At 39.1% G+C, this 13,576-nt stretch carries 13 protein-coding genes; 3 read left to right on the forward strand and 10 right to left on the reverse strand.

What is annotated here, in order from left to right; translation table 11 throughout:
• The first annotated feature begins 36 nt into the window (after window positions 1-36).
• Together HMPREF3116_RS01060 and HMPREF3116_RS01065 are read left to right on the forward strand one after the other, a co-directional pair.
• The gene (locus HMPREF3116_RS01060) at window positions 37-654 is read left to right on the forward strand and encodes an alpha/beta hydrolase (protein ID WP_070467036.1); all 618 of its coding nucleotides are present in this window, start codon (window positions 37-39) and stop codon (window positions 652-654) included.
• A gap of 22 nt (window positions 655-676) precedes the next feature.
• On the forward strand, window positions 677-949 hold the full coding sequence (locus HMPREF3116_RS01065) for a DUF896 domain-containing protein (RefSeq protein WP_070467038.1): 273 nt from the start codon (window positions 677-679) through the stop codon (window positions 947-949).
• Window positions 950-1,163: 214 nt separating this feature from the next.
• Here the strand turns inward: HMPREF3116_RS01065 and HMPREF3116_RS01070 are convergent, their stop codons facing one another.
• From HMPREF3116_RS01070 to ilvB, 9 genes are all read right to left on the reverse strand, one after another.
• Window positions 1,164-1,487, reverse strand: a complete 324-nt coding sequence (locus tag HMPREF3116_RS01070) for a hypothetical protein (RefSeq protein ID WP_070467040.1) — start codon at window positions 1,485-1,487, stop codon at window positions 1,164-1,166.
• Between the two features lie 170 nt (window positions 1,488-1,657).
• A complete protein-coding gene (locus tag HMPREF3116_RS01075; protein WP_070467041.1) occupies window positions 1,658-3,124 on the reverse strand; it encodes a glycoside hydrolase family 1 protein in 1,467 nt (488 codons plus the stop codon).
• 30 nt (window positions 3,125-3,154) lie between these two features.
• Complete coding sequence (locus HMPREF3116_RS01080; RefSeq protein WP_070467043.1) at window positions 3,155-5,056, reverse strand: beta-glucoside-specific PTS transporter subunit IIABC; 1,902 nt, start codon at window positions 5,054-5,056, stop codon at window positions 3,155-3,157.
• Between the two features lie 201 nt (window positions 5,057-5,257).
• The gene (locus tag HMPREF3116_RS09100) at window positions 5,258-5,425 is read right to left on the reverse strand and encodes a PRD domain-containing protein (protein ID WP_246819006.1); all 168 of its coding nucleotides are present in this window, start codon (window positions 5,423-5,425) and stop codon (window positions 5,258-5,260) included.
• Window positions 5,426-5,455: 30 nt separating this feature from the next.
• Window positions 5,456-6,142: a PRD domain-containing protein gene (locus HMPREF3116_RS01085; protein WP_308409781.1), complete on the reverse strand. Its 687-nt coding sequence runs from the start codon at window positions 6,140-6,142 to the stop codon at window positions 5,456-5,458.
• Window positions 6,143-6,630: 488 nt separating this feature from the next.
• The gene (gene ilvA / locus HMPREF3116_RS01090; RefSeq protein ID WP_070467045.1) at window positions 6,631-7,890 is read right to left on the reverse strand and encodes a threonine ammonia-lyase IlvA; all 1,260 of its coding nucleotides are present in this window, start codon (window positions 7,888-7,890) and stop codon (window positions 6,631-6,633) included.
• Between the two features lie 39 nt (window positions 7,891-7,929).
• On the reverse strand, window positions 7,930-8,940 hold the full coding sequence (gene ilvC / locus HMPREF3116_RS01095; RefSeq protein ID WP_070467047.1) for a ketol-acid reductoisomerase: 1,011 nt from the start codon (window positions 8,938-8,940) through the stop codon (window positions 7,930-7,932).
• A gap of 63 nt (window positions 8,941-9,003) precedes the next feature.
• On the reverse strand, window positions 9,004-9,258 hold the full coding sequence (locus tag HMPREF3116_RS01100; RefSeq protein WP_070467048.1) for an ACT domain-containing protein: 255 nt from the start codon (window positions 9,256-9,258) through the stop codon (window positions 9,004-9,006).
• A complete protein-coding gene (gene ilvB / locus HMPREF3116_RS01105; RefSeq protein ID WP_070467049.1) occupies window positions 9,255-10,955 on the reverse strand; it encodes a biosynthetic-type acetolactate synthase large subunit in 1,701 nt (566 codons plus the stop codon). The genes HMPREF3116_RS01100 and ilvB overlap by 4 nt, the downstream gene beginning before the upstream one ends.
• Window positions 10,956-11,338: 383 nt before the next feature.
• On the opposite strand from ilvB, the gene HMPREF3116_RS01110 reads away from it, so the two are divergent.
• On the forward strand, window positions 11,339-12,136 hold the full coding sequence (locus HMPREF3116_RS01110) for an ABC transporter ATP-binding protein (RefSeq protein ID WP_070467051.1): 798 nt from the start codon (window positions 11,339-11,341) through the stop codon (window positions 12,134-12,136).
• Between the two features lie 115 nt (window positions 12,137-12,251).
• Here HMPREF3116_RS01110 and HMPREF3116_RS01115 read toward each other — a convergent pair whose 3' ends face one another.
• Entirely contained in the window at window positions 12,252-13,286 is a 1,035-nt protein-coding gene (locus HMPREF3116_RS01115) for a serine hydrolase (RefSeq protein ID WP_070467053.1), read from the reverse strand.
• Window positions 13,287-13,576: the final 290 nt, after the last annotated feature.

Here is a 13,576-nt window from a genome sequence, read left to right on the forward strand (position 1 = left end):
ATTTAAGACTAATCTTATTATACGAGGAGTTTATATATGAGTTACGAATATATTTATCAACCAGCGAAACAACAAGCCGAAGCGAATACCCTACTACTCTTACACGGAACAGGTGGAACAGAACACGACCTACTGGAGATTGCTCAATTCATTGATCCAAATGCAAATGTCCTGTCACTACGTGGGAATGAACCAGAGGGGCACATGAATCGTTTCTTTAAACGTCACGGTGAAGGGAACTTAGATATTGAAAACTTGAAATACCATGCTAAAGACCTGTATAATTTCATTGAAGCCTTGGCTTGGGAAAAAGGGTTCAATCCAGCAAACGTCGTACCAATTGGCTACTCAAACGGTGCCAATATTGCTGGCGGTATCTTATACCTATATGATAATCCTTTCAAGGGCGCGATTTTACTCCACCCTATGGTACCATTTAGAAATGAAGAGATGCCAAACCTTAATCATACACCCGTATTTATTGGTGCGGGTACTAATGATCCAATCTGTGCACCAAGCGAAAGTGAAGAACTCAAAACCAGCCTTCAATCAGCTGGTAGCCCGGTCACCCTGCATTGGGAGGACTATGGTCATTCCTTATCTATGTCTGAATTACAAGCAGCGAAGGGATGGTATGCTACCGCTGTTGGCTAATACAAAAAAGGAATGATAACCAATGGATTCTGATCAATTACTAAAACGCATTAACGAGCTCGCAGCTAAGAAAAAAGCTGGTACAATTACAGAGGAAGAACTTCTTGAACAAAAAGAATTGCGTCAAGTTTACTTGAAACAATTCCGTTCAGCCTTTAATGACATTATCTTAAACACTCGGGTAATTGACCCTGAAGGTACGGATGTAACTCCTCAAGCCGTTCGCGATGCAAAGAAAAAACAAGCCGCTGAACAAGAAAAAAAGGCTGAAGATGCAATTGACACTGACAAGTAACATAATGCATCACAAATACAGGACTAGACGTTTATAGGAATAGCTGTCTGTCCTGTATTTTTTGTCATGCAATAGTAGATAGTAGTGATCATCAAAACGATTGTTGGTGAAAATTTCTACAAATTTGCCAACACTACTTAGGACTACTATTGATCATATTCAGATAGATTGTGATATTCTTTATCTAACGCATAGCTGAACCAACGTCCATTCATCACTTCAGATAACAAGTCAATCTTTTGTGCTTCTGTATAAGATGAGGGAAGACGTTCATACGAATACCTGCATTGCACATTAACCCAACTAATCGACCACCATCAAGATGATACAAGTAATCTTTGACTGCTTCATCTGAAGTCAGTAACCATTCTTTCGCTTCATTTTCATCATTTTTTACGCCATCTTCTACTACTAAAGGTGCAATATTTTCAGCAAAAATATCCTGGCTCTTTTCCTCATCTGCGACTGTCATACCACCACTAGATGAAATTGCCTTATCAAACTTCCCTTCAAAAAGAGGTGAAATTAACATAGCCATCACATCTCTTCCACCTACAGAGAATCCAGATACAGTGACGTTATTGCTATAAAATTTTATTCTACCCCCCCGCTAAAGATTTTTTAAGTCATTCCTTATTTAAACAATTGAGAAAACCCTCAAAATCAGATTTTTGAGTCTAATTTTGAGGGTCAGTAAGTTAACGCTGATTAGTTTAAAATATTAGCGCCATTTGATTGAATCACATCACGGTACCAGAAGAATGAATCTTTACGTGACCGGTCAAATGTACCATTTCCTTGGTCGTCTGCATCTACATAGACAAATCCATAACGTTTAGACATTTCAAAGGTTGATGCAGATACTAAGTCAGTACAGCCCCATGGTGTATACCCCATTAAATCTACACCATCTTGAATGGCTTCGTACATTTGTTGGATATGTGATTTTAGGTAGTCGATACGGTAGTCATCATGTATTGATCCATCAGCTTCTACTGTATCGAAAGCACCTAGACCATTCTCCACGATAAATAATGGCACTTGGTAACGGTCATATAATTTGTTTAAGGTAATCCGTAAACCAACTGGGTCAATTTGCCAACCCCAGTCAGAGGCTTCTAAATAAGGATTTTCTTCTGAAATAGAGAAATTACCTGCAGTTGTACCTGTGCCTTCATCCGGATTATAGCGAGCAATCGATGACATGTAGTAAGAGAATGACATGAAGTCAACTGGATGTGCAGCTAAAATCGCTTCATCACCCTCAGCCATTTCTACATGAATATTGTTTTCTTTAAAGAAACGTTTGGTGTAAGCCGGATATTTACCACGTACTTGAACATCTGAGAAGAATAGATTTTCATGGTCTTTGTGAACTGATTCCATAACATCTAATGGGTTTGGAGATGCTGGATAAGCTTCCATACGCGCTAACATCATTCCTACTTTTAAATCCGCTTTTAATTCATGGGCAAATTTGGTTACTAAAGCAGATGCTACAAATTGATGGTGGGCTGCTTGGTACATGTCAGATAAGTTTTGTTTACCATCTTCAAATAATAAAGCACCACCTACATATCCGGAAATTCCCATAATATTAATTTCGTTGAAGGTTAACCAGTATTTCACCTTATTTTGGTAACGTTCTAGAACTGTTTGCGCGTATTTCACGAATAAATCAATTACTTCACGGTTCTTCCAACCACCATAATTTAAAGCAATGCCGATTGGTGTTTCATAGTGAGATAAAGTCACTAACGGTTCGATACCATATTTCAAGCATTCATCAAAAACAGCATCATAGAAAGCTAGGCCTTCTTCGTTTGGCTCTTTATCATCACCATTCGGGAAGATACGTGACCAAGCAATGGATAAACGGAAAGTTTTAAAGCCCATCTCAGCATACAAGGCAATATCTTCTTTATAACGATGGTAGAAGTCAGAACCCCAACGTTTAGGGTATAAACCTTCTTGATCTGCTAAAGCAAACTGTACACGCTCACGATTCATCGGTGAGGCGAAATCTGAAATATTCTTCCGGTCTTCTGGTGCTACCGCTACCGCTGTATCAGATGTCGCTGGCCCACGACCACCTTCATTCCAAGCACCTTCAAATTGATTGGCTGCCGTTGCCCCGCCCCATAAAAAACCTTGTGGAAATGTCTTGTCTGTCATATAATCCCTCTTTCGTTAATGCTTTAGTGTCTATGCAAATACTTCTATTAATTCATCTGTAAAGGAAACTGTACTTGCTTCAGTAGTTGTCACATCTTTATAAGCTTGTGTATTGGTAATGATAACCGGTGTAGTGACTTGGTAACCTGCAGCTTTAATCGCTTCAATATCAAAGGTTTCTAACGGATCTCCTGCTTTAACATGGTCACCTTGTGTTACATGCGCTTCATAGAATTTACCTTCTAGTTCAACTGTATCCATCCCAATATGGATTAAAATTTCCACACCATCATCTGTGATGAAACCAATTGCATGTTTCGTTGGGAAAAGAATTTGCACTAATCCATCTGCCGGCGCTGTAACTAAACCTTCGCTCGGTTCAATGGCAACCCCTTGTCCCATTGCCCCAGTAGCAAATACTTGGTCATCTAATGAACTTAAAGGGACGATATTACCTTGTAATGGGCTATTCAAAATTTGATCTTTAGCATCTGACACACTAGCAGACACTAAGACAGGTTGGTCTTCACTTGGTGTTGGTTCAGTTGCACTAACTGTTTCGTCATCTCCGTATAAGGTAGGTACTTTTACAAACATTTGAATTACAAATGCTAATATAATAGCGATTACGGTTCCGATTGCTAGATGAATAACGGAATGGAATGAACCTGTCGCTGGGTCAATATAAGCTGGATATAAGAAGATACCCATACCACCCATTGCGTAACCAGTAACATTAAAGATTGATAAGTAAACACCGACAATACCTGAAACAATACATGAAATGATAAATGGTGTACGCATCGGTAGAGTGTACCCATAGATTGCTGGTTCAGTTACTCCAAAGATTGCTGAAATCAATGTAGGTAAAACCCCTTTTTTGACTTTGTCTTCTTTAGTTTTAAGATAAATAGCGGCAAGCACACCCACTTGAGTGAAACATGGTAACACTGCGGCTGTCAGGATAACTGATGAGCCATTTTGTGCCATATCCAAAATGGCAATTGGTACAAGACCCCAGTGTAAACCAAACATGACCATTACTTGCCATGCTGCCCCTAAAATAAATCCATAGATAATTGGACTAAAGTCATAAATTGATTGGAAAGCAATCCCAATCCAAGCAGATGCTGTATTCGCGATAGGTCCTACTAATAGGAAAGTTAATGGAATAGTTACTAATAAGGTAACCATTGGTACTGCGAATAATTTCAAAACATCTGGGGTAACTTTCTTCATAAATTTCTCAATTTTAGAAGCTACAAATATGGCTAGTAAGATCGGTAATACGGTGTTGTAGTAGCCACCCGCTGGTAGCGTAAAGTTTAACCCGAATATATTAGTTGCTTCAGTTAATGATTCAGCTAAACCTGGATATACTAATGCGCCTGCAATCGCAACTGCTGTATAAGTATTCATTTTGAATTTCTTAGAAGCTGATACCGCTAATACCATTGGTAAGTATTGGAACAAGCCATCACCAATAGTATTCATTAAGATATAAATACCTGATGCTGTATCTACACCAGTAGCCGCTAATAGGGCTGTCACCCCTTTTAAGATACCGGCAGCTGCTAAAGCGCCTAGGAAGGGTTGGAATAAGCCGGAAACAATATCGATAAACTGGTCAAACAAGTTCCCTTTATCGCCGTCATCATCCGCATCTACTTCGCCACCACCAGCAAAGTTCCCAACTTTCAGTACCTCTTCATATACCTCTGGTACGTGGTTTCCAATAACTACTTGGTATTGTCCTCCAGCTTTCATGACTGTGACCACACCATCACGCTTCTTCAAATATTCTGTATTGGCTTTGTTTTCGTCTTTTAAATAGAAACGCAAACGTGTAACACAATGTCTTACTTCCTTAACATTCTCCTTACCGCCGACTTTGTCGACAATATCTTCAGCTAATTGGGTGTATTTCGCCATTTTCTCTACTCCTTTTCTTTTATAAAACCTAACTGACTATACAAAAAAGACCCACAAATCTATTTTTGAAATACCTTAGGATGGGCGTATGTGTAGGGAGGTACACACACGCCTATCCTAAGCTACTAATCAAATAGAAAATGCAGGTCTTGCCGGCCGAACCGTAACGAATCCAGTATTTTTCCGTAACTAGATATCATTCTATTTTTCTTTATTAGCTGAATGGTTCACAAGATTTCCAATATGTAGGATTAAATATAATAATTCCATATCATTAACTTGCCAACCCTTAGCTTCTAATAGGTATTCCTTAATTTTATCGGCTGCTTCTTTCTCTTTTGGATAAGAGATGAAGGCCAATTCAACCATTCGGTCATTTTTAACCGGTTGGTCATTTTCTTACTCTTGTCCCTGTCGTATTAAGTAGTAACGAATATGGGTAACAAAACGTTGAAAATATACAGAATTCTCATCGATATCAATATTCGTAGCAAACTGAACAATTCGAATAATATCATTTGTCAACGCCATCTGCTCATAAGCAGATTGGTTAGCCGTTCGGTCCAGTTGTGCATTTACAAAATGTAGGGTGATTGCAGCGACTTCTGTTTGCGGAAAATTCGGTGACAATTTTTGTCGAACCAAGTCCACCGCCTCTTCAGCGATCGCATACTCTTTAGGGTAAATCCTTTTTATTTCCCATTGCATGGGATTCATCAAATCGGGATCTTGTTTTTGCTGATGAATCGCAAATAAGATATGGTCGGTCAGTGTAAGGAAGAGATTAGGATTGAATGCCACATCCATCTTCTTTTTGAAGAGGGATACGATTTTATAAATCCAATACATTTCTTCCTCACTAGCATTTGTCATCACCATCAAAATGTGTTCGAGATCAACGTCTCCTTCAGGATAATAACGTTTTTCAATTTTGTTGCCATCGATTGGATCGCCAACCTTGGCTTGGAAGCCTAACCCTTTTCCAATTAAAATCATCTCACGTCCGTCATCATCACTTGAAAATACGACATTATTATTAATACGCTTTACAATTTTAAAACAAATTTCCCCACACCTTCTCTCGATGACTTGATGGGAACAAGCCTATATATACAAAAAGACCAGAGCAAAAAAGTCTGAATATTAGTCCTTAGGCTAATATACGATAACTTTGATGCCTGGTCTTGCCGGCCGCACCGTAACGAATCCAGTATACAGAGTACTTGTTCTTTATCTAAGTGCAATAATACCTCGCAATGGAAACGTTGTCAAGATATTTCGAAAACGTTTTCTAAATTTTTTTGAATGCCCATTAAAACAATGATGATTTGAGCTTAAAATAACAATAATCATTAAGCATTCTATTATTATTATTCAATAAAATAAAAAACACCCTCATCGCTTGAGGGTGAAAAAGGAAAAAAACAAAAATGAAAGGATGATGCAATCTATGAGAGGTCTAGATTGCCTCAAAAACATTATAGCATGGTACAAATAAAAATGAAAGCCTTTTTATGAAACGTTTTCAATGTTGTTGTTATAGGTTTTTTCTATCATTTATGATCAATGGGGATTTAGACTAAAAATTCGTATAAAGTTGGATTTTCCGATACAGAAATATAATTTGCATCGAAATTCTTTAATCTCTCTAATAATCCTGGTAGGGTTTCATAATCACCTAGTAGGATACCAACTAGGGCTGGGCCATTTGAGCGAGAAATTTTTTTGGTATATTCAAACTTAGCGATATCATCGTCTGGCCCCAAAACGTCCGTTAAAAATTCTTTTAAGGCACCCGGTCGTTGCGGAAAATTCACTACAAAATATTGTTTGGTTCCTGAATAAATCAATGCTTTCTCCTCAATTTCGGCCATACGGTTAATGTCATTATTCCCCCCAGAAATGATGCAGACGACTGTTTTACCAACTAGGTCGTCTCCCATATTATCTAAGGCAGATACAGTCAAAGCGCCTGAAGGCTCGGCTACAATAGCTTGTTTGGTGTACAAATCAATAATTGTCCCCGCAATTTTGCCTTCTTCAACGGTTTCAAGACGGTCGATATTATCCTTAGCATATTCGAAGGTGATATCTCCTACCTTACCAACTGCTGTACCATCCGCAAATTTGTTCACTTTCTCAAGTGCTGTCGGCTGACCGTGGTCAAGGGCCAGTTTCATGGACGCTGCACCGGCTGGTTCAACGCCAACAATTTTGGTTTCAGGCATCGCTTCACGGACATAAGCTGATACACCAGAGATCAATCCACCCCCACCGATGGGCACTAAAACATAGTCTGCAGTTTCCCCGTCGGCAGTTAGACTGTGGTGGATTTCAACAGCTAATGACCCTTGGCCTGCAATGACATTTTCATCATCATAAGGCTCAATAAAAGTCATCTGGTGTTCAGCACCATATTCATGCGCAGCATGATTACAGGCATCAAAGGTATCTCCTTCAATCACAATATTCACGTAGTCACCGCCAAAGTATTTTACTTGGTTAATTTTTTGAGCGGGTGTCGTATTCGGCATATAAATCGTCGCCATCACTTGTTTTTCATTACAAGCAAAGGCTACCCCTTGGGCATGGTTACCGGCTGAGGCACAGATAACACCTTTAGCTAGATCTTCTTCACTGAGTTCACTAATTGAATAGTAAGCGCCCCTTAATTTAAATGAACGAACAACCTGTAAGTCCTCTCGTTTCAAGTAAATATTGGCTTGGTACGTCTCAGATAAGTATTGATCATATTGTAAAGGTGTCTGCTTGACGACCGACTGTAATTTTTTATAGGCACTTAGTACCTTCTCCTTGTTGACGCGTTTGACCATATAGTTTCCCTCTTTCATCTTGACCCTTTTTTTATAGCTTTAGTTATTTGTATCTACCGCATTTTCTTTCACAAACGGCATCATTTCGCGTAAGCGACCACCAACTTCTTCGATTGGATGTCCTTGCTCTTTTTCACGCATCGCGTAGAAGTCTTTAAAGCCGTTATCGTAATCATCAGTGAAGCGTTTCGCAAACGAACCATCTTGGATATCCGCTAAAACTGCTTTCATACGGTCCTTAACATCTGGTGTAATTAAGCGTGGACCTGATACATAGTCCCCAAATTCTGCAGTATTAGAACATGATTTACGCATGTGGTCCATACCACCTTCATATAATAGATCTACAATCAATTTCAATTCATGCATGACTTCAAAGTAAGCGATCTCTGGTTGATAGCCTGCTTCAACTAACGTTTCAAAACCTGCTTGGATTAAATGCGTTGTGCCTCCCATTAATACCGTTTGTTCACCGAATAAGTCAGATTCTGTTTCTTCACGGAAGTCAGTTTCAATAATACCTACACGTGTTGCGCCAATACCATCTGCCCAAGACATGGCTAAATCACGCGCAGTACCAGTCGCATCTTGGTACACAGCAAATAATGATGGCACCGCTGACCCTTTGGTAAATTCACGACGAACCAAGTGTCCTGGCCCTTTTGGTGCAACCATGAAAACATCAATTGCAGCATCCGGTTGAATATTTTTAAAATGAATGTTGAAACCATGTGCAAAAGCTAAGGCATTCCCCGCTTCAAGATTCGGTGCAATTTCATTTGTATAAGTATCTTTTTGGATTTCATCTGGTAATAAAATCATGATGACATCTGCTTTTTTCGTCGCTTCAGCAACTGAGTAAACATCAAATCCATCATTACGCGCCCGGTTAGCTGAACTACCTTCACGGATTCCGATAATGACATTTTGACCGTTGTCTCGTAAGTTCTGTGCATGGGCATGCCCTTGTGAACCATAGCCGATGACAGCGAGTTGTTTACCTGATAATGCATTACTGGTCATATCTTTTTCATAGTATACTTGTGCCATAATTTTTGCCTCCATATATATTCTGTCATGTATCCTTGTATCAATGTTTTTAAAATAATTTGCTTATCCAAGTTCAGATGGGTCTAATTGTTGTGCACTCACCACATCAACTTGCTTTAATAATTGTCTAGTCAAAAGGGTCGCTGCGTCTAAATCTTGAAAATTAATGCCAATTGTAATATAGGAAATCGCTGGATCCTCTGTACCTGCTAAGGCCAAGGTATCAATGTTATAACGCGGCTTGAGGACAACTTGCGTCACTCGGTTTAAGACACCCGGTCTGTTCACTACCTTTAATTGAATAAATTGAAAGATCATGACAAGCCCTCCATTTCATTATTTGCCTTACCAGATGGCACCATTGGGGTAACGCTCTCGTATTTATCGATTAAGACTTCTAAAACATAAGCCCCATCATAAGCCAACATCTCATCTACCGCCGCCTGCATATCCGCTGGGTCCGTTACCTTAGCCGCCTTCACGCCTAAAGCTTCTGACAATTTCACGAAGTCTGGCAAACTCGATCCAAATTCAGAATGTGAATAACGGTCTGAATAGAAAGCATGTTGCCACTGATGCACCATCCCAAGCACCGTATTATTTAAAATAATAAATTTTGGTTGGATACCGTAATGCTGAATGATATTCAATTCCTGGTTGGTCATTTGGAAACCACCGTCACCGATGATCCCTACAACAGGATGTTTCGCATCTGCCGCGAATGACGCTCCAATCGTTGCTGGCACACCGTAACCCATAGTACCTAAACCACCTGAAGTTAAGTTTTGGCCAGGGAATTGGTAAGGGTAATACTGGGCAGCCCACATTTGATGTTGGCCAACATCGGTCACAATATAAGCCTGACCGTCTGTTGCCTTACCTAAGTAATCCAGTACCGCTTGTGGTCGAATCGTATCTGTCATCTCTGGCACTCGAGTGGGATGTAGCGCTTGATTATCCGCTTGGTGGGTCAACCAATCTGTCTTATCAGACCAACCTGCAATAGGTTCTTGTAAAAGAGCATCCAATACCTTTTTAGCATCTGCTAATAAAGTAATATCCGGTTGGATGATTTTGCCAATCTCCGCTAGATCAATATCTACATGGATAATCTTGGCATTTGGTGCGAAATTATTAGGATTAGAGGCTACTCGGTCATCGAAGCGACTGCCAATATTCAAGAGACAATCTGTCTCCATCAAAGCCATATTGGCGGCGTACGTACCATGCATCCCTGCCATTCCTAGATTTAATGGATCATCACTAGCAAGTAATCCAATCCCTAATAAGGTATGCGTTACCGGAATATTGTAACGATGGACAAAATCCCGCAGTTCTTGATATGCTTTGGATTTTACAATACCATTTCCCACTAACAACAAGGGTTTGTCAGCTGCAAGCAAGGCTTCCTTAATTGCAGCCACCGCTTCCAAGTCTAAGTCATCTTCCAAGTAGTAACCGGGTAAGTCAAAGTGGTCATCAATGTCTTTTAAGGCTACTTCCTGAACACCAATGTCTTTAGGAATATCTACTAAAACAGGGCCTTTTCGACCAGAATTAGCTAAATAGAAAGCTTCCTTAATAATGCGTGGTATATCTTTAGCATCTTCGACTTGGTAGGCATATTTTGTGATTGGCGTCATTAAAGAGACAACGTCGGTTTCCTGAAAGGCGTCTTTCCCAATACCAGATGTCGTTACCTGACCCGAAATGACGACTAGAGGCACCGAATCCATCTGCGCTGTTGCCACCGCTGTGACAATATTTGTCGCTCCCGGTCCACTAGTTGTCACCGCTACACCCACTTTGTCAGCCACGCGGGCATAGCCATCTGCCATATGACCAGCGCCTTGTTCATGACGAGCTAAGATGTGATTGACGTTCTGGCGGAAAAATTCATCATAAATATGTAATGCTGCACCACCAGGATAGCCAAAGATGATCTCTACACCTTCATCTCGCAAGGCATTGACGAGTAACTCTGTTCCTATACTGGTCTTCTTAGTTCTCTCCACATGAGCACCCCATTTCTTTAAATTCCATTTTTAAGTATTGAAAACAATAAAAAAGGCATCCCACATACACTATGTGGGATGCCAAGTCCCACTCAACATCGAATAGGACTCAAATTAACAGTTGTTAATTCCAGTCCTAAGTCACGATAATGACTACAATATTAAAATTCGCTGCTTTGAACGATTTCATCATGAGTGAAACTCCTTTCGTCTTTTTAATGATTCAATAACGAAAGTATACTGAGAACTCTTTAACTTGTCAATTGATTATTTTAATTGGATTCTAATTTATATCTTAATCATTCGCCATATTGACATTCTATATTGGTATGATAAGTTTAAATCAGTACAATATTTGACTTAATTTAGAAAGGATACGTCCCATGACAACTACCCAAGGAAAACCTATTATCGAGTTAGACAAAGTTTGCTTTAACCGCCAAGATAAATCCATTCTAAAAAACATTCAATGGACAATCAACCAAGGCCAACACTGGGCGCTTCTTGGCCTAAACGGATCGGGAAAGTCTTCCATCATTAACATCCTAACAGGCTACCGCTTTCCCTCTAGTGGCCAAGTGAAAGTGCTTGATCAATTATTTGGCGTATCTTCAATTCCTGACTTACAAAAGCGGATTGGCATAGTCTCTGCTTGGATTAGCCAAGAAATCCCCAGTCATCTATCTGTATTGGAGACCATCATTTCAGGTAAATTCGCTAGTCTTGGTCTATATAAGAAAGTAACTGATGACTTCATTTTAGAAGCTGAAGACCTCTTAACTACCTTTAATTTCCAAGCTTTCAAAGATCGAAGAATGGCAACGTTGTCTCAAGGCGAACGACAGACCGTATTCATTCTGCGGGCTTTAATGGCAGAACCAGAACTTTTGATTTTGGATGAACCAACTAGTGGTTTAGATTTATTTGCCCGGGAAAATCTTTTAGCTATGCTAGACCAATTAGCTAAAGAAAAACCTGAGGTTACGCAATTAATGGTTACCCATCATACAGAAGAAATTATTCCTTTATATCAAAAAATCTGTTTATTAAAAGATGGAGAAATCTTTGCTAAAGGTGACCGTTCCTTAATGCTTGATCCCGACCGATTGCATGATTTTTATGGTCAACCTGTGCTCTTACGCCCTTTTAAAAAAGGTCGCATTCTAGTGATGCCTAGATAATCAGCAAATTAAAAAAAGATGGTTTTAATTCAGTGTAGCTGAATTGAAACCATCTTTTTTTGCTTTTAAGTGATCTAAGTAAACGACTCTTCATCTACAAAAATAGCTCGAAAATCTATAGGTAATTTGCTCGGTAGTATTGATTTACACGCAAGTTTAAATTCTCCAAGAAACTCGTTCCATCTGATAGGCCATCTGTTAGGACAACTAAACTATACTGCGCTTGATCGTTTTCATAATAGATACCACCATCATTTAAAGCTGTACCATAACTACCATATTTATTCGCCATGAGACTACTATTCACATAGGTTGTAAACAAACGGTCCGGCGATGTATTCAACAGGTAATCTACTAGTGCTTGATAAGTATCATCCGTTGCTAATAAATCATAGTAAGCTGATATCAGTTCAGCAGAAGCAACGTTATCACTATAAAACGACTCATCAATTGGAACATCTACACTATTAGCAATGCTTGTATTATATGCACCTGATCCGTAAAGTTCATTATAATATCTAATCAACATATTCGTTGCTGTATTATCTGAATACATCAAGGCATTAGCGATTAAATCCTCGATCGTATAGGCTGCTTGCCCTGTACCGTTAGCAACTGCTGCAGTGATCGTCCCATCGCCCTCTTCATAATCAGCATATGTATAAGGCACTTCTGTATCCCAATCAATGGCGCCTTCATTTATCGCATCTACATAAATAACTGATAATGGTAATTTTATAATAGAAGCGGCTGTTTGAAAGTTATTTTCATTCACTGTATAGCTTTCACCTGTTTGATAATTGGTGAATACTAATGAAATTTGACTTTCATCTACACCAAACTCGGTCATTGTATCTTCAATGACATCCGCCATTGAGTTATAAGAACTTGGTTCAATCATAGCGACACCGTTGGCTTGCATGAAATCAACATTATAAACTTCTTCACCACTTAGCGTTAACACGACATCGCTAGCTGACCCTACTGCATTTGAATCATCTACAGTAGCCGTCAAAGATTCATCTGCATTTTCTCCATTATCCTCATCATTATATTTAAATATAGCAATTAACACTGCGATTAAAGCCACTCCTAGAACGAAGAAGGGTACTAGCGGTTTAATACTAGATTTTTTTCTTCTTTTCGACATGTATTACTCCTTATTCATTTTGATATTTTACGGTTCTCATTCCATGCATATGCATTTTACCAATAAAATATGATTATACTGTGACAATCTGCCACTTAATGTGAATAAAAGATATTTTATATTTTAAGAGTATATTAAGTATATCTCTATTCTTCATATTAAAGAGACTGGGACAAAAATATCCAAGCCTCTCTTTGCTATATAAAAATATTTATCATCAGGTTTCAAAAGTCAGCCTTGTCCGATACTGGCTAAAAGGCGCCAATCACATGTCGTTATTGTTCGACTTT

Origin of the sequence: Aerococcus sp. HMSC10H05, assembly GCF_001806975.1 — a bacterium.
GTDB lineage: Bacteria > Bacillota > Bacilli > Lactobacillales > Aerococcaceae > Aerococcus > Aerococcus viridans_B.